This is a genomic window from Variovorax sp. OK605, assembly GCF_900115445.1.
In the GTDB taxonomy this organism is placed as follows: domain Bacteria; phylum Pseudomonadota; class Gammaproteobacteria; order Burkholderiales; family Burkholderiaceae_C; genus Variovorax.
Genome location: NZ_FOWL01000001.1, coordinates 375,129 through 391,418 on the forward strand (window position 1 = coordinate 375,129; position 16,290 = coordinate 391,418).

General features: G+C 70.6%; 14 protein-coding genes. 11 read left to right on the forward strand and 3 right to left on the reverse strand.

Translation table 11 applies throughout. The annotated features are described in order from the left end of the window. Positions 1–56: 56 nt before the first annotated feature. Positions 57–1,094 (forward strand): Lnb N-terminal periplasmic domain-containing protein, encoded by a 1,038-nt coding sequence (locus tag BM013_RS01670; RefSeq protein WP_093121993.1) that lies wholly within the window; start codon positions 57–59, stop codon positions 1,092–1,094. Beyond that, positions 1,094–3,061, forward strand: coding sequence for an esterase/lipase family protein (locus BM013_RS01675; protein ID WP_093121996.1), 1,968 nt, complete (start codon positions 1,094–1,096; stop codon positions 3,059–3,061). The genes BM013_RS01670 and BM013_RS01675 overlap by 1 nt, the downstream gene beginning before the upstream one ends. A gap of 27 nt (positions 3,062–3,088) precedes the next feature. Here the strand turns inward: BM013_RS01675 and BM013_RS01680 are convergent, their stop codons facing one another. Continuing rightward, complete coding sequence (locus BM013_RS01680) at positions 3,089–4,234, reverse strand: GGDEF domain-containing protein (RefSeq protein WP_093121998.1); 1,146 nt, start codon at positions 4,232–4,234, stop codon at positions 3,089–3,091. Positions 4,235–4,505: 271 nt separating this feature from the next. On the opposite strand from BM013_RS01680, the gene BM013_RS01685 reads away from it, so the two are divergent. The 9 genes from BM013_RS01685 (at position 4,506) to BM013_RS01725 (ending at position 13,777) form a co-directional block, all read left to right on the forward strand. Beyond that, the gene (locus BM013_RS01685) at positions 4,506–5,765 is read left to right on the forward strand and encodes an MFS transporter (RefSeq protein WP_177206490.1); all 1,260 of its coding nucleotides are present in this window, start codon (positions 4,506–4,508) and stop codon (positions 5,763–5,765) included. Between the two features lie 50 nt (positions 5,766–5,815). Continuing rightward, positions 5,816–6,664, forward strand: coding sequence for a dihydroorotate dehydrogenase electron transfer subunit (locus BM013_RS01690; protein ID WP_093122004.1), 849 nt, complete (start codon positions 5,816–5,818; stop codon positions 6,662–6,664). Further along, positions 6,657–7,607, forward strand: a complete 951-nt coding sequence (locus BM013_RS01695) for a dihydroorotate dehydrogenase (RefSeq protein WP_093122006.1) — start codon at positions 6,657–6,659, stop codon at positions 7,605–7,607. Before BM013_RS01690 ends, BM013_RS01695 begins: the two co-directional genes overlap by 8 nt. Before the next feature lie 10 nt (positions 7,608–7,617). Beyond that, positions 7,618–8,883: a hydantoinase/carbamoylase family amidase gene (locus BM013_RS01700; RefSeq protein ID WP_093122009.1), complete on the forward strand. Its 1,266-nt coding sequence runs from the start codon at positions 7,618–7,620 to the stop codon at positions 8,881–8,883. Then, entirely contained in the window at positions 8,880–9,974 is a 1,095-nt protein-coding gene (gene pyrC, locus BM013_RS01705) for a dihydroorotase (protein ID WP_256221352.1), read from the forward strand. Before BM013_RS01700 ends, pyrC begins: the two co-directional genes overlap by 4 nt. Then, complete coding sequence (locus tag BM013_RS01710; protein ID WP_371279624.1) at positions 9,974–10,915, forward strand: helix-turn-helix domain-containing protein; 942 nt, start codon at positions 9,974–9,976, stop codon at positions 10,913–10,915. The genes pyrC and BM013_RS01710 overlap by 1 nt, the downstream gene beginning before the upstream one ends. Beyond that, entirely contained in the window at positions 10,912–11,616 is a 705-nt protein-coding gene (locus BM013_RS01715) for an orotate phosphoribosyltransferase (protein WP_093122017.1), read from the forward strand. The genes BM013_RS01710 and BM013_RS01715 overlap by 4 nt, the downstream gene beginning before the upstream one ends. Before the next feature lie 15 nt (positions 11,617–11,631). Continuing rightward, positions 11,632–11,958, forward strand: coding sequence for a hypothetical protein (locus tag BM013_RS01720; protein WP_093122019.1), 327 nt, complete (start codon positions 11,632–11,634; stop codon positions 11,956–11,958). A gap of 166 nt (positions 11,959–12,124) precedes the next feature. Beyond that, positions 12,125–13,777: an ankyrin repeat domain-containing protein gene (locus BM013_RS01725; RefSeq protein ID WP_093122022.1), complete on the forward strand. Its 1,653-nt coding sequence runs from the start codon at positions 12,125–12,127 to the stop codon at positions 13,775–13,777. Here the strand turns inward: BM013_RS01725 and BM013_RS01730 are convergent. Both BM013_RS01730 and BM013_RS01735 read right to left on the reverse strand, forming a co-directional pair. Next, the gene (locus BM013_RS01730; protein ID WP_093122025.1) at positions 13,768–14,952 is read right to left on the reverse strand and encodes a leucine-rich repeat domain-containing protein; all 1,185 of its coding nucleotides are present in this window, start codon (positions 14,950–14,952) and stop codon (positions 13,768–13,770) included. The genes BM013_RS01725 and BM013_RS01730 overlap by 10 nt on opposite strands. After that, positions 14,942–16,282 (reverse strand): SDR family NAD(P)-dependent oxidoreductase, encoded by a 1,341-nt coding sequence (locus BM013_RS01735; protein ID WP_218153626.1) that lies wholly within the window; start codon positions 16,280–16,282, stop codon positions 14,942–14,944. The genes BM013_RS01730 and BM013_RS01735 overlap by 11 nt, the downstream gene beginning before the upstream one ends. Between the last annotated feature and the right edge of the window lie 8 nt (positions 16,283–16,290).

Below are 16,290 nucleotides of genomic sequence, written 5' to 3' on the forward strand. Positions count from 1 at the left end.
TGAAAGAGGCACCCGTCGTAAGCTCGGCGGGTTCCAGCTTCCAGTTTCTTTTTCCCATGATCCGAACGCTCCTGCGTCACCTCGGCCGCTTCCTGCTGTCGCTCGCCGTGCTGCTGACCTCGCTGTGGGCCTGCCTGGCGCTCTGGTACCAGCTGCCCGGCCCCGCCGCGGTGAAGATCGGCGCCGGCGTGCTGTGGGCCGGCTTCGGTCTGGCGGCCCTCGTGTTGCTGTGGCGCGGCCGGGCGGGGCGCGCCCTGCTCTCCTACGCGGCCGGCTTCGCGCTGCTGCTGGGCTGGTGGGGCACCATTCTTCCGGCACAGGACCGCGTGTGGGCCGACGACGTGGCCCGGCAGGTCAGGTCGCGCGTCGAGGGCAGCGTGGTCACCATGGACAACGTGCGCAACTTCGACTGGCGCAGCGACACCGACTACACCCCGCGCTGGGAAACCCGGCGCTATGACCTCGACCGCCTGCGCACGGTGGACGTGGCGCTGTCGTACTGGACCGGCCCCGCCATCGCGCACACGCTGGTGTCCTTCGGCTTCGACGACGGCCGCTTCCTGACCTTCTCGATCGAGATCCGCAAGGAGCGCGGCGAGAGCTTCTCGTCCGTCGGCGGCTTCTTCAAGCAGTTCGAGACCAGCCTCATTGCGGCCGACGAGCACGACATCGTTCGCGTGCGCACCAACGTGCGCGGCGAAGACGTCTACCTGTACCGCGTGCAGCTGCCGCAGGCCGAGATGCGCTCGCTGTTCCTCGCCTACCTGGGTGAAGGCGACTCGCTGGTGCGCGAGGCCAGCTTCTACAACACGCTGACCGCCAACTGCACCACCATCGTGTACGCCCTGGCCAAGCGCATCGTGCCGGGCCTGCCGATGGACTACCGGCTGCTGGCCTCGGGCTACCTGCCCGATTACCTCTTCGACGTGGGCGGGCTCGTGCCGGGCTACAGCATGGAGGCGCTGCGCGCGGCCGGCCGCATCACCGACCGGGCCATTGCGACCGACAGGACGCCGGGCGCCGACTTCTCGCAGGCGATCCGCCAGGGCATGCCCGGCGTTGTGGGCATTGTGGGCGCGAAGGCGACGCCGTGATGCGCGCGCGCCTCGCCTCAATTCCAGCACTGCTGTGTGCCGCCCTGCTGCTCTCGGGCTGCGCCGGCGTGAAGGTCGGCTCCATCTCGCCGGCCGACTACCTCGCGCAGCGCCGCGGCGACGTGCTCACCACCGGCAAGCTCAGCACCTCCGCGCAGGAGGTGCTGCGCGTGATCGGCTCCGACGCCGACCTGTGCCGCAAGAACGGCCCGGCCTGCCGCAATGCGCTGGCCGACTCGCCGGGCCTGAGCGACGAGCAGCGCCTGTCGGCGCTGTCGGAGGTCTGGCTGCAAGTGGCGCTCGCCGCAGACAAGGGCGGCAGCGCCGCCGAGCCCGCATCGGCCGCCACCGCCATCGACGCCTGGCTCGAAACCGCGCGCCATGCCTACGCCTACCTGTTCTTCACGGCCCGCAAGCCGCGCGACCGCGCCTTCGAAGACCGGCAGACGCAGGTGCGCGACTACTACAACTACGCCGTGCAGCAGGCGCTCACCGGGCTGTACCGCACCTACCAGAGCGCGGGCGCGGCCGACCGGGCGCAGCCGCAGGAGTCGCAGGCAGCGCCAGCGCCGCAGGTTCCGCAAGTCCCGCAGATTGGCGACTGGCACATCGGCTCCGACGTGACGGCCCTGCGCCTGCCCGCCAACGCGGCGCTGCCCGACGAGCTGATTCCCGCCGCCTCGCTCACCTTCTCGGGCCTGCGCAACACCTACCGGCGCGACGGCTTCGGCGCCGAGCTGGTGGCCTCGGCGAGCAGGCGTGCCTACGACGCGTCGCAAGAGCCCACGCTGGCGTACCGCGAGACGCCGTTCCCCGCCATCACCGCGCTGCTGCTGTTCGACGGCCAGACGCTCGACGAGATCCTGAAGACCCGGTCGCTGCGCATCGCCGCCTACGATCCGTACCGCACCGCCACCGTGCAACTGGCCGGGCAGGAGGTGCCGCTGGCCGCCAACTTCACCTCCGGCTACGGCCTGTGGCTCGCGCGTTCCGACTTCGCGCTGCAGGCGCTGCGCAGCCTGTTCGGCAGCCCCGACGGCCTCACGCAGCCACGCATCTACCTGATGCAGCCCTACGACCCCGACCGCCGCACCATCGTCATGCTGCACGGCCTGGCCAGCAGCCCCGAGGCGTGGATCAACGTGGCCAACGAAGTGCTGGGCGACGAGACGCTGCGCCGCCGCTACCAGATCTGGCAGGTCTACTACCCGACCAACGCGCCGCTGCCGCTGAACAACCAGGCCATTCGCCAGGCGCTCGGCCAGACGCTGGCGCACTTCGATCCCACGGGCAAGGCCACGGCCTCGAACAACATCACGCTGATCGGCCACAGCATGGGCGGTGTGCTCGCGCGGCTCATGGTGTCGTCGTCGGAAGACAAGCTCTGGGAAGCCTTGCTGGACAGCTACCCGATGCAGGGCGCGCAGCAGCAGCGCGTGGAGGCGCAGCTGTCGCCGTACCTGCGCTTCGAGCCGCTGCCGCAGGTGAGCGACGCCATCTTCATCGCCTCGCCGCACCGCGGTACCTCGTTCGCCAACAACCGCGTCTCGCGCTGGGTGGCCAACCTGATCACGCTGCCGGTGACCATGCTGGGGCAGCTGAACGACATTTCACGCGAGCTCATTCGCGTTGCACCGGGCAAGCAGGACCTGGGCGCCTTCCGCATTCCCAACAGCATCGACAACCTGAGCGACCGCGACCCCTTCGTGCGGCTGTCTTCCGGCCTGCCGATGAACCCGCGCGTGCGCTTTCACTCGATCATCGGCAACGACACGCCGGGCGTGGCGCAGGCGCTGTCGAGCGACGGCATCGTGCCCTATGCCAGCGCGCACCTGGACGGCGCGGTGTCGGAGCTGGTGATTCCGTCGGCGCACAGCGTGCAGGAGAACCCGCTGGCCATCCTGGAGATCCGGCGCATCCTCAAGGAGCAGCTGGGGGCACCGGCGGCCGCGCCGGCGAAGCGCTGATGCGCTGATGCGCTGAGGGCTGCAGGCTCAGTCCGCAACCACCGTATTGCGCGTCGCCTTGGCGGCGTAGAGCCGGCGGTCGGCGCGCGCCAGCAGCGCATCGATGTCGGTGGCCGCACCGTCGGTCGTGCTGGCAATGCCGACGCTGAAGGTCACGCCGCCCGAGGCTTGCGCTTCCACCGCCATGCGCACCTGCATGCGCTCGAGCGCCGCCTTCGCGTGCGCGGCGTCCGTGTCGGGCAGCACCAGCAGGAACTCCTCGCCGCCCCAGCGCGCCACCAGGTCGCTCGCGCGCACGTGGCGCAGCAGCGCGCTGGAGAACGCCTGCAGCGCGCTGTCGCCGGCCGCGTGGCCCTGCGTGTCGTTGATGTTCTTGAAGTGGTCGATGTCGCACAGCGCCACCGACAGCGGCGTGCCCTGCCGCGCCGTGCGCGCCAGCTCGCGGCGCAGCTGCGGCAGCACGCCGTAGCGGTTGAGCACGCCGGTCAGCAGGTCGGTGTGCGCGGCGCGGCGCAGGGTTTCGCGCAGCTCTTCCTGCAGCCACAGCACGAAGGCCGAGGTGGTCAGCATGGTCATCACCATGTTGATCAGCAGACCCGGCATGGCGCCCTTGAGCACCTCCCCGGGCCGCACCGCCGCGCCGATCAGCAGCAGCACATTGGCAACCACCGCGAAGCCCATCGCCGCCATGAGGATGCGCACGCCGAAGAAGCGGCGCACCGGGACCAGCTCGCGCGCGATCGTCACCACCAGCATCGCGACCAGCACCACGTGCAGCAGCATGACCCGGTACGCCGGCTCGGCCGTCAGCAGGCTGCCGACCGCGACGAACAGGCCCAGCCCGAAGGCGATGGCGTAAGGCAGCACGCGCCTGAGCGCGGAGCCCGCGGGCCGCACGTGCCGGTGGATGCCCACCAGGTGCAGCGCGATGCCCGCCGTGACCAGCCCGCTCGACAGCGTGAGCGGCGGAATGGCCAGCAGCCGGCCGAAGTCGACCGCGTCGATCGCGATCACCGCCTGCCCCGTCAGCAGCACCACGTCGCCCGCCAGCCATGAGCGCATGCCGCGCGCCCCGCTGCCCAGGCCCACGCGGGTGCTCATGACGACCAGCACGAGGGTCAGGCCGACCAGCAGGTTGGCGAGCAGCAGTGTCGGAGGATCGAGTTGGAGCATGCGGTCGGTGTCGGGGAGTTCGCTGAACGCTGTTGCGTGGGTAGCGGCAATTGATGCGTTTCCGGGCGTGATTTTGCGACAGCGCCGGGGGTGCCCGCGGGCCGTGCGTCGACCCGGGTTTGTCCCAGTCTCAAAAACTTTACCAGTATTAAAAAAGATACTAATATCGAAACTTGAACAGATCCCAAGGTTGCGCGGCCTCTTCGTTTTTGCGCACCTTCCCAGCCAGAGATCCCGCGCGGCAGGCCGCGCAAAGCCAGGAGTCGACGACGTGGAAGCAAGAGTCAATTCATCCGCCGCACCCGGGGCCGGCGCCCCGGCGGCCGGTCACGACAAGGTGAGCGGCTACGGCTGGAAAGCCCTCGCGGGCTCGGCCATCGGTTACGCCATGGACGGCTTCGACCTGCTGATCCTGGGCTTCATGCTCACGGCCATCTCGGCCGACCTGCACCTCACGCCGGGCCAGGCCGGCTCGCTCGTCACCTGGACGCTGGTGGGCGCCGTGGCCGGCGGCATCGTGTTCGGCTCGCTGTCCGATCACTACGGCCGCATCCGCGTGTTGACCTGGACCATCGTGATGTTCGCGCTGTTCACCGGCCTGTGCGCCTTCGCCCAGGGCTACTGGGACCTGCTGGCCTACCGCACGCTCGCGGGCATCGGCCTGGGCGGCGAGTTCGGCATCGGCATGGCGCTGGCCGCCGAGGCCTGGCCCGCGAAGCACCGGGCGCGCGTGTCGTCGTACGTGGCGCTGGGCTGGCAGACAGGCGTGCTCGGCGCCGCGCTGCTCACGCCGCTGCTGCTGCCGCACATCGGCTGGCGCGGCATGTTCCTCATCGGCGTGATCCCGGCCGTGGTGGCCTGGGTCATCCGCAACAAGCTGCACGAGCCCGAGGTGTTCGTGCGCCGCCCGGCGCAAAAAGGCTCGAAGACCAAGGCGTTCCGCCTGCTCGTGAAAGACGGCCGCACGGCGCGCACCAGCCTGGGCATTGTCACGCTGTGCGCGGTCCAGAACTTCGGCTACTACGGCATCATGATCTGGATGCCCAGCTTCCTGGCGAACAAGCTGGGCTTCAACCTCACCAAGTCCGCGCTGTGGACCTCGGTGACCATCCTCGGAATGATGGCCGGCATCTTCGTCTTCGGCCAGCTCGCGGACCGCATCGGCCGCAAGCCCAGCTTCCTGCTGTTCCAGACCGGCGCCGTGGCCATGGTGCTCACCTACTCGCAGCTGTCCGACCCGGTGTCGATGCTGTGGGCCGGCGCGCTCATGGGCATGTTCGTGAACGGCATGCTCGGCGGCTACGGCGCGCTGATGTCCGAGGCCTACCCGACCGAGGCGCGCGCCACCGCGCAGAACGTGCTGTTCAACATCGGCCGCGGCGTGGGCGGCTTCGGCCCGGTGGTGGTCGGCGCGTTGGCCACGGCGTACTCGTTCCAGGTGGCGATCGCCCTGCTGGCGGCCATCTACCTGCTCGACATGCTCGCCACGCTGTTCCTGATTCCAGAGCTCAAGGGCAAGGAGCTCGAATGACCGACGCCGCAACTGCGAATGCGACCGCAACCCCGGCCGTTGCCCCTCCCATGGACCGCACCGCCTGCTTCCAGCGCAACGCGCAGGCCGTGGCCTCGCACCGCTGCGAGGTGGTCGAGCACCGCTGGGTGAACGACCGCTACCGCTACCTGCGCCTCTGGGCCGATGCCGACCTGGCCGGCAGCACCCGGCCCGGCCAGTTCTACCAGCTCAAGTGCCCGCCGGCCGCCGGGCTGCAGCCCTTCCTGCTGCGCCCCATGAGTGTGTACGGCGTGGGCCCCGAGGCCGGCACCATCGAGTTTCTCTACAACGTCACCGGCACGGGCACCCGCGCGCTCGCGAGCCTGGAAGCCGGCGGCCACATGGACATCGTCGGTCCGCTGGGCAACACCTTCGGGCTCGCACCCGACGCCCGGCGCATCCTGGTGGTGGCGCGCGGCGTGGGCCTGGCCACCATGGCGCCGCTGGTGCAGCAAGCCGCACGCGCGGGCGTGAAGGTCGGTGCCGTGATGTCGGCGCGCGCGCCCAAGGACCTGATGCGCGACGAGTTCCTGCGCGGCGCGGACGCCGACGTGCACTGCGTGTACGACAGCGACGGCTCCTCGTCGGTCGAGGCCATGGAGACGCTCGTGCGCCGCCTGCTCGGCGAGGCGCACCACGACGTGGTCTACACCTGCGGCTCGCACCGCATCCTGATGCTGCTGCAGCGCGTGCTCCAAGACCATCCGCTCACCCGCGGCGAGGTCGCCATGGAACAGCGCATGGCCTGCGGCATGGGCGTGTGCCTGTCGTGCGTGCGCCTGTTCGACCGTGACGGCGACAAGCAATTCCTTCGCGTGTGCCGCGAAGGCCCCGTGTTTCCCATTCGCGACGTCGTCGGGGAGGTGGAGTTTGGCTGATCTCACTGTGCGCATCGGCGAGCTCGAGCTGCGCAACCCGGTGATGCCCGCCTCGGGCTGCTTCGCCATCGAGTACAGCGAGGCGCTCGACCTGGGCCGCCTGGGCGCGCTGGTCATCAAGAGCGTGTCGCCCGCCTGCCGCGCCGGCAACCCCACGCCGCGCGTGAGCGAGGCCCACGGCGGCATGCTGAATTCCATCGGCATTCCCAGCAAGGGCCTGGACCACTACCGGCGCGAGGTGCTGCCCGCCTACACGCGCCACGGCACGCCGGTGATCGTCTCGATCTCGGCCGACACCGTCGACGAATTCGCCGACGCCGTGGCCGCGATGTCGCTGCCCGAGGTGGCCGCCATCGAGGCCAACATCTCCTGCCCGAACCTGGAGGCCGACGGCATGGCCTTCTCGATGACGCCCGAGACCACCTACAAGGTGGTGAGCGCCATTCGCCGCAAGACCCGCCATCCGTTCTGGGCCAAGCTCACGCCCAATGCCTCGCACATCGCCGCGGTGGCCAAGGCCGCCGAGGAAGCCGGCGCCGACGCGCTGGTCATGGGCAACACCGTGCTGGGCATGTCGATCGACGTGCGCACCCGCAAGCCCAGCCTGGGCAACGTGATGGGCGGCCTGTCGGGCCCGGCCATCAAGCCGATCGCGCTGCGCATGGTGCACCAGTGCTACCGCAGCGTGCGCATTCCCATCATCGGCTGCGGCGGCATCGCCAGCGCCGAGGACGCGGCCGAGTTCATGCTGGCGGGCGCCAGCGCCGTGCAGGTCGGCACCGCGTCGTTCCTCGACCCGGGCGTGATGCAGAAGATCATCGACGGGCTGGACGCGCACTGCCGCGAGACCGGGGTGGCGCATGTGCGCGACCTCACCGGACAGGTCAGGCTCGACCGGCAGTTGTCCGACCGCTGGCTGCGCTTCGCGCAGCAGTCGGGCTGAGGACGCGGCCATGGACCTGATGGCACTGCGCCCGCTGGCCGAGAAGCTGTTCGAGGACGTGCGCGCCCTGTCGTTCGACGGCGTGGGCGTCACCCGCGAAAGCTACGGCCGGGGCGAGTCGGCCACGGCCGAGTACCTGCGCGACTTCGCGCGCGCCGAGGGCCTGGAGGCCGCGCCCGACAGGGCGGCCAACCTCGTGTTCAGGCTGCAGGACGATCTGCCCCGTGCGCCTGACGCGCCCGTGGCCTGGACCGGCTCGCACATCGACTCGGTGCCGCAGGGCGGCAACTTCGACGGGCTGGCCGGCGTGGTGGCGGGGCTGCTGTGCCTGGTGGCGCGCCAGCGCGAGGGCCGCGCCACGGGCCTGCCGCTCGAAGTTCTCGCCTTCCGCGGCGAGGAAAGCGCCTGGTTCGGCAAGGCCTACATGGGCTCGGGCGCGCTCTTCGGCAAGATCGGCGAGGCCGACCTGGCGCTGCGCCAGCGCACGACGGGCGAGACCATGGCCGAGTGCATGCGCAAGGCCGGCGCCGACGTCGAGGCCATCCGCGCGCAGCAACCGCTTTTCGACGCGTCGCGCGTCAAGGCCTACATCGAGCTGCACATCGAGCAAGGCCCGGTGATGGTCGCGCGCGAGCTGCCGCTGGCCGTGGTCTCGGGCATCCGCGGCAACGTGCGGCACAACCGCATCGTGTGCACCGGCGACGCCCAGCACTCGGGCGTGGTGCCGCGCTGGCTGCGCCACGACGCGATGTTCGCGGTGGCCGACCTGGTGATGCGCATCGACGAGCACTGGCGCGTGCTGCTGGAGCGCGGCACCGACCTGGTCGTGACCACCGGCATCGTGCAGACCGACGCCGCCGAGCATTCGATCTCGCGCATTCCGGGCCGCGTGAGCTTCAGCCTCGAGGCGCGCAGCAAGAGCACCGACACGCTGGAGGCCTTCTACCAGCTGGTGCGCGCCGAATGCGCGGCCATCGGCCGCGAGCGGGGCGTGGGCTTCGAGTTCGACCGGCGGCTGCTGAGCGAGCCGGCCACCATGGACGCGCGCCTGTGCGGCGTGCTCGCCACCGCCTGCGGCAAGCTCGACGTGCCGTTCGATGTCATTCCCAGCGGCGCGGGCCACGACGCCTCGCTGTTCGCCAACGCCGGCATTCCGAGCGGCATGCTGTTCGTGCGCAACCAGAACGGCTCGCACAACCCGCGCGAGGCGATGGACATGGCCGACTTCATGCTCGGCGCGCAAGCCCTGAGCGACGCCTTCGAGCAACTGGAATGACCCGGACCGCCATGAGCCAGCGCACCGCGCAGACCCTCACGATCCGGCGCCCGGACGACTGGCACCTGCACCTGCGCGACGGCGACATGCTGCGCGCCGTGCTCGGCCACACCACCGCCTCGTTCGCGCGCGCCATCGTCATGCCGAACCTCAGGCCCCCGGTGACGACCACCGCGCAGGCGCGCGCCTACCGCGGGCGCATCCTCGCGGCCCTGCCGGGCGGTGCGCGTTTCACGCCGCTCATGACGGCCTACCTCTGCGACAGCACGCCGCCCGCCGAATTGAGGCAAGGCTTCGAAGAAGGCGTGTTCACCGCCGCCAAGCTGTACCCGGCGGGCGCGACCACGCATTCGGAGTTCGGCGTGACGTCCATCGCCAAGATCGCACGGGCGCTGGAAACCATGCAGGCCCTGGGCATGCCGCTGCTGGTGCACGGCGAAAGCACCGACCCGGGCGTCGACATCTTCGACCGCGAGGCCGTGTTCATCGACGCCACGCTGCGCCCGCTGCTCGCGGACTTCCCGGCACTGAAGGTGGTGATGGAGCACATCACCACCGAGCACGCGGTCGACTTCGTGCAGGCCGACCGCAGCCAGCGCCTGGGCGCCACGCTCACGCCGCAGCACCTCATGTTCAACCGCAACGCGCTCTTCACCGGCGGCATCCGGCCGCACCACTACTGCCTGCCGGTGCTCAAGCGCGAGCGCCATCGGCTGGCGCTGCGCCGTGCCGCCACCTCGGGCGATGCGCGCTTCTTCCTGGGCACCGATTCCGCGCCGCACCTGCGCACGCTGAAGGAAGCCGCCTGCGGCTGCGCCGGCATCTTCAATGCGCCGACCGCGCTGCAGGCCTACCTCCAGGTGTTCGAGGAGGAAGGCGCCCTCGCCCGCTTCGAGGCCTTCGCCAGCGAGAACGGCGCGCGCTTCTACGGCCTGCCGCTCAACGAAGGCACGCTCACGCTGCGCCGGCAGCCGGTGCAGGTGCCCGACGACATCGCGCTGCCCGATGGCACGGCCCTGCATCCCTTCCTGGGCGGCGGCACGCTGGCGTGGTCGCTGCCGCAGCAACCCCACGAGCTGGAGTCCCTATAGTGACTTTTTCGATCCCCGAGCAGGAAAAAGAGATGGCAGCAGCACCTTCACCCGCATTCAAGTCCTCGATCGACTACGCGGCGCTCGGCGACCGCCTGCGGGCCTACCGCGTCGGGGCGTCGCTGCTGGCGGAGGACGTGGCCGAGCAGCTCGGCATTTCGCGCGCCGTGGTCTACCGCATGGAGAAAGGCGAGATCGTCAAGATCGAGACGCTGGAGCGGCTGGCCGCCCTGCTGGACACCTCGCTCGCCTCGCTGCTGGGCGTGGAGGTGGAGTACTACGCCACCGCGCTCGGCCTGTTCGAGCGCATGCGCCAGCTCGAGGAAGGCGCCGACCGCATCCTGGCGCACTTCGAGCCCATTTCGCTGCTGCTGACCTCCGACGACTACCTGCCGCACTTGCGCGAGATGCTGCTGGAAGCCTCGCCGCGTTCCCCCGGCAAGGGCCCCAAGGTGTCGGACATCGACAAGATGCTGGAGATCATGGCCGAGCGCAAGGCCTTTTTCGAGAAGCGCAAGCCGCAGATCGTGAGCCTGATCGGCCTGCGCGAGCTCGAGCGCTTCGTGCACACCGGCCTGGTCGGGCGCGTCGACCTGCCGGCCAAGGTGCGTGCCGAGCGCGTGCTGGCCGCGCGCCGCGAAGTGACCCGCATCGCCGAGCTGATGGAAAGCGAGCCGTACCACGTGCAGATCGGCCTGATCGACGACGCCATGCCGGCCTCCACCTTCCAGCTGTTCACCAGCGCCAGGCACGCGGTGCTGGCGGTCAGCCCGTTCCGGCTCGGCGAGTTGCCCAACGTGCGCAACGGCATCGCCACCGTCACGGCCTCGCCCGAGGCGGTGCGCATGCACGAGGACATGATCGAGCGGCTCTGGAAGAGCGCCTACAAGGGCCGCACCGGCGCGCAGCACCTGCGCAAGCTGCTGGAGCGCATTCAATGACACGCGCGGACGCCACCGGGATCGCTCACGCTCCCTCCGCCTCCCCCGACGCCATGGCCGTGGCCGCCGGCCTGATCGACGCCGGCTGTGTCTCGGTGCGCACCGACGAGCCCTACCGCCTGCCCTCGGGCTGGGCCAGCCCGGTCTACATGGACTGCAGGCGGCTCATCTCGTTTCCGGCGCTGCGGCGCGACCTGGTGGCGCGCGGCATCGCGCTGCTGCACGCGCGCGGCTGCACCGAGGGCCTGGCCGGCGTGGCGGGCGGCGAAGCCAGCGGCATCGCGCTGGCCGCGTGGATGGCCGAGGCACTCGGCCTGCCGCTGCAGTACGTGCGCAAGCGCGCGGCGGGGCAAAGCCAGGTCGAGGGCGTGGTGGAGGCCGGCGGCCGCGTGCTGCTGGTCGACGACCTGATGGCCGCGGGCCACTCCAAGGAGCGCTTCTGCCGCGCGCTGGCCGACGCCGGCGCGCGGGTGGCCGACCTGTTCGTGGTGTTCGACTACGCCACCTTTCCCACCGCCCGGCTGCTGGCCTCGCTCGGCCTGCGCGTGCATGCGCTGGCCACCTGGCACGACGTGCTGGCCGTCGCGCGGCAGCGCGGCGACTTCACCCCCGCCGCCCGCGCCGAGTGGGCCGACTTCCTGGCCGACCCCGCGGCCTGGTCGCAGGCGCACGGCGGACTCGGGCCCACCGCCCATTCATAGAGGAGATCGAGAAAGATGGAATTCCAGGACATCGCCCAACGCTTCGACAGCGCCACCTCGGGCACCGACGCCTTCAAGTCGTTCTACAAGGACGCCTTCGAGCTCATGAAGGCCGACCCCGGCAACGCCAGCCTGTACTTCGTGGTCGGCATCGCGGCGCAGTCGTATGTGCGCACCTACGAAGACCAGGGCATCAGCGGCGAATTCGCCGACAGCGCCAAGGCCACGCTCGTGGGCTTCAACACGAAGCTGGTCGCGGCACTGGCCGCCGCGCCGCAGGAGCGGCTGCGCCTGCTGGGCGAGGTGGCCATCGACTACGAGTGGAACGTGCACAGCTTCTGAGCCGGGCTTCGACCAAAGCGCTGCGCTAAGATCCGGGCCGCGGTTGCAAGCCGCGCCCGGGCCCGCGGGAAGGGTTGAACCCACTTGCCTTCATTTGCCGCTGGTCGAACAGCCTTTTGTGCAGCCGGAGTTGCGGGTCGTCGGCGTTCGATGCACGGAGGTTTTCATGAAGCGCATTCCCGCCCGGCCCGATCTCGGCCACCTGAAGAAGCAAGCCAAGGAGCTGCTCGCTCTCTACCGGCGCAACGATCCCGAAGCTACCACCCGGTTCCGCGAGGCCCTGCCGGCCGCCGCGGGCAAGACCGATATCGCCATCGCGGCCCTGGGCCTGCGCCTGCACGACGCGCAGTCGTGCGTGGCGCGCGAATACGGCTTCGCGTCGTGGGCCGACCTGCAGGGTTTCGTGCTCGCGCGCAGGGCGCAGGTGGACGACCCGGCCAAGGCCTTGCTCCACTGGCTGCGGCTCGTGTACGCGGGCGACATCGCCGGGGGGACGAACGGTGCACGGCCCGCGGTGGCCGCCCGCCTGCTCGACGACAACCCCGCCCTGCCCGGCAACGACCCCTGGCTGGCCTGCGCCATCGGCAACGAGGCCGCGCTGCGCCAGGCCATCGCGCAAGACCCGGCCTGGGTGCACCGCGCCGGCGGCCCGCTGGCCTTGCCGCCGCTCGTGGCCGTCACGCACTCCGGGCTGATGCGCCTGCCGGCCTTTCGCGAAGGCCTGCGCGCCTGCGCGAAGTTGCTGCTCGACGCCGGCGCCTCGCCCGGCCAGTCGGCCGGCAACCGCTGGCCGCCGGCCTCGCTCGAAGCGCCCTCCGAAACCGAACGCCTCTCCGCGCTCTACGGCGCCGCCGGCCAGAACCACGACGCGCCGCTCACGCAACTGCTGCTCGACGCGGGCGCAGACCCGAACGACGGCGAGTCGCTCTATCACGCGCTGGACAACCCGCCATGCACCCGGCTGCTGCTGGAGGCCGGTGCGCGCATCGCCGGCTCGAACGCGCTGTACCGCGTGCTCGACCTCGACGCCGTCGACACGCTGCGGCTCCTGCTCGCGCACGGCGGCGACGCGAACGAAAAACCGCGGGGCGAGCCCACCGCTGAATGGGGTTCGCTGCTGCTGTGGGCCATTCGCCGCCGCCGCTCGCCCGCGCACATCGAGGCGCTGCTGGCCGCGGGTGCCGACCCGAAGGCCACCACACGCGACGGCACGCCCGCGCACACCGTCGCGCTGCGCTTCGGGCTGAGCGAGGTCGCGCGGATGCTGCAAGCCGCGGGCGGCGGCGATGCGCCGCTTCCGGCCGACGAAGCCTTCATCGCCGCCTGCGCGCGCGGCGACGAAGCGGCGGCCCGGCAGGTGCTGGCGCAGCACCCCGGCCTCATCGGCACCTTGAGCGACACACAGCTGCGCCTGCTGCCCGAACTCGCGGCCCAGGGCTGCAACGACGCGGTGCAAGCCATGGTCACGCTCGGCTGGCCCATCGAGGTGCGCGGCGGCGACTGGGACGGCTCGGCACTGAACCAGGCCGTGTTCAATGGCAACGCCGCGCTCACCCGCTTCCTGCTGGCGCACGGCGCCGACTGGCGCGCGATGCACGGCTTCGGCGACAACGTGATCGGCACGCTGTCATGGGCATCGCTCAACGAGCCGGTCGCGGGCGGCGACTGGGTCGGCTGCGCGCAGGCCCTGTTCGCCCATGACATGCCCACCGTGCGCCCCGATCCGGAGAACGCCGACGGCGTGCTCGTCGGCGCGCACCATGGCAGGTTCTCCGACGAGGTGACGGACTGCCTGCTCGGCGCGTTCGCTCAGCGGTAAACGCTCTTGATCAGGGCCTGGTCCTTCGGCGCCTCGTCGCCGTGCGCGGCCCTGTTGCGGGCCAGGTGTTCGGCCAGCCCGCCGGGCAGCGGCCCCTCCACGATCAGGCGCCCAAGCTGCCGGCTGCGCAGCGCCGCCTCGGCCAGCACCGCCATGCCGCCGGCGGTGATGCCGGTGCGCGCGAGGTCGAGCATGCGCAAGGGCGGCGAGGCATCGAGCAGTTGCGCCGCGCAGGCCGCGCCCTGGTCGCCCATGTCGTTGCCTCGCGTACCGAGGGCCTTGGTCGATGGCGCGTAGCCGAGATTGAGGGTGTGCAGGCCGGAATGCCGCACGGCCTCCAGCAGCACCTTCGCGCCTGCGGGCCCGATGCGGTTGCTCGCGAGTTCCAGCGTGCGCAACGTGCGGTTGGCCGCCAGGGCTTCCGCCAGCACGGCCGCGCCTTCGTCGCCGAGATGGTTCACGCTGGCGTACAGGCTCTCGACGTGCGGCGCTTCGCGCAGCAGCCGGGCCAGGTCGCCGGCGGCGGCGGGCCCCAGGCCGTTGCCGCTCAGGTAGAGGGACTGCAGGCTGCGGTTGTCCGTGCACAGCGCATCGACCACCGCGCGCACGCCCGCGCTGCGCAGCTCGGTGTTGACCAGGTCCAGCACGCGCAGATGCCGGTTGCCGCGCAGCATGCGCGCAATGCTCCCGGCGCCCACCGGCCCCAGCGGGTTCCGCTTGAGCCAGAGCCCGCTGACATGCGGGGCCTGCACCAGCGCGGCGCCCAGTTCGCGCGCGCCCTCGGGGCCGATGTTGTTGCAGCCCAGGTAGAGCACCTCGAGGTGCGCGTTGCGCGTTGCCAGCCGGGCCACCGCGCCCGCGCCGGCGTCGCCGATGGCGTCGGTGCCCAGCATCAGGCTGCGCACCTGGGTGTTGTGCTGCAGCGCCTCGGCGAGCCGCACGCAGTTGTCGGTGCCCAGGCTCTGCTTGCACAGGTCCAGCCGCCCGTCTTCCACCAGGGTGCCGCGCGGGAAGCGCTGGCTGCCCTGCACGGGCCGGTCGGCGCACAGGTGGTCGAGCAGCGGCGCGAGCTCGTCCGCGGCGCAGGGCGTGATGCTCACGCGGTGGACCGGGCAGTGCACCGTGCTGTCGCCGGCCGCGGCATCCATCGGCGGATCGGTGCGCTCACCAGGCATAGGGTTCGTAGTCCTTGAGGAAATGGCCGAACAGCGGCGTGGCGGGCTCGTTGATGCCGCGCGCGATCGGGTCGATCAGCCGGGCCATGCCGTCGACCACGTCCAGCGGCGTGTAGAAGTTCTGTGCTTCGCGCGCGTGCATGGCGCGGGGGTACGGCTTCTCGTCGGTCACCCAGCCCGTGTCGACCGCGTTCATGTAGATGCCGTCGCGCGCCCACTCCTGCGCGCTGGTGCGCACCATCATGTTGAGCGCGGCCTTGGCCATGTTGGTGTGCGGATGGAACTCGGTCTTGGCGTCGCGGTTGAACTGCCCTTCCATGGCCGAGGCCTGCACCACGAAGCGGCGCGCATGCGGCGAGCGCAGCATCGCGGGCTTGAGCCGGGCCGTGAGCAGGAACGGGCTCATGGCGTTCACGAGCTGCACCTCGAGCAGCTCCAGCGCCGACACCTCGTGCAGCCGCTGCGACCATGAGTTGTCGGGGCGCCTGTCGAGTGCCTGGCCGTAGAGGTCGACTTCGTTCGGCACGAAGTAGTCCTCGCAGCCCGGCACGCTCGGCAGTCGGCCCTGGTATTCGCTCCTGGCTTCCAGCAGCCACGGCGTCGGCTCGGCGGCCATCAGCGCGGCATAGAACTCGCGCGGACGCTTAATGGTCTGCGCCGCGTTGTTGATGAGGATGTCCAGGTGCGGCAGCTTGCGCGACAGGTTCTCGGCAAACGCTTCCACCGAGGGCACGTTGCGCAGATCCAGCGCCTCGAGCGTCAGGCGCTCGCACCACGACGCGGCGTCGGGCATGGCAAGGAAGCGCTGCTCGGCGTCTTTCGGGAAACGGGTGGTCACGATGACCTCGGCACCGTCGCGCAGCAGCCGCAGCGCGGTCTCGAACCCGATCTTGATGCGCCCGCCCGTCACCAGCGCCACGTAGCCGCGCAGGTCGGTGCGCTGCTCGCGCCGGGCCCAGTTCTTCTGCGCGCAGGCGGGACACAGCAGGTGATAGAAATGGTGCAGTTCCTGGTAGGACTGCTTGCAGACATAGCAGCGCTGGGGCCGCAGCGGCGCATCGGACGGCGCGGCAAGCCCGGTCATCGACGGCAACACAGGCAACCCGGGCAGCGGCTGCTGCGCGCGAACCAGGCCGGTCTGCATCACGGCGCTGTGCAATTGCGCGGCGGCTTCGGCGTGGCGCGCCAGGCGGTGGCCGCGCTTGGCCTCCTTCTGGATCTTCGCCACCAGCGACTTGAAGCGCGGATGGTCGTCCATGCTGGAGGGGTCGTCCGAGATGGCTTGCAGCACCCGCAAGGCGGTGCCCAACTCTTCGTCCGTGAAGCTCAACGCAGGCA

Excerpts from the sequence above, each read along its gene's own strand:
- BM013_RS01670 (WP_093121993.1), top strand. The coding sequence starts at position 57 with ATGATCCGAACGCTCCTGCGTCACCTCGGCCGCTTCCTGCTGTCGCTC.
- pyrC (WP_256221352.1), top strand. The coding sequence starts at position 8,880 with ATGACCCGGACCGCCATGAGCCAGCGCACCGCGCAGACCCTCACGATC.
- BM013_RS01690 (WP_093122004.1), top strand. The coding sequence starts at position 5,816 with ATGGACCGCACCGCCTGCTTCCAGCGCAACGCGCAGGCCGTGGCCTCG.
- BM013_RS01730 (WP_093122025.1), bottom strand. The coding sequence starts at position 14,952 with ATGCCTGGTGAGCGCACCGATCCGCCGATGGATGCCGCGGCCGGCGAC.
- BM013_RS01715 (WP_093122017.1), top strand. The coding sequence starts at position 10,912 with ATGACACGCGCGGACGCCACCGGGATCGCTCACGCTCCCTCCGCCTCC.
- BM013_RS01720 (WP_093122019.1), top strand. The coding sequence starts at position 11,632 with ATGGAATTCCAGGACATCGCCCAACGCTTCGACAGCGCCACCTCGGGC.
- BM013_RS01700 (WP_093122009.1), top strand. The coding sequence starts at position 7,618 with ATGGACCTGATGGCACTGCGCCCGCTGGCCGAGAAGCTGTTCGAGGAC.
- BM013_RS01675 (WP_093121996.1), top strand. The coding sequence starts at position 1,094 with ATGCGCGCGCGCCTCGCCTCAATTCCAGCACTGCTGTGTGCCGCCCTG.
- BM013_RS01680 (WP_093121998.1), bottom strand. The coding sequence starts at position 4,234 with ATGCTCCAACTCGATCCTCCGACACTGCTGCTCGCCAACCTGCTGGTC.
- BM013_RS01725 (WP_093122022.1), top strand. The coding sequence starts at position 12,125 with ATGAAGCGCATTCCCGCCCGGCCCGATCTCGGCCACCTGAAGAAGCAA.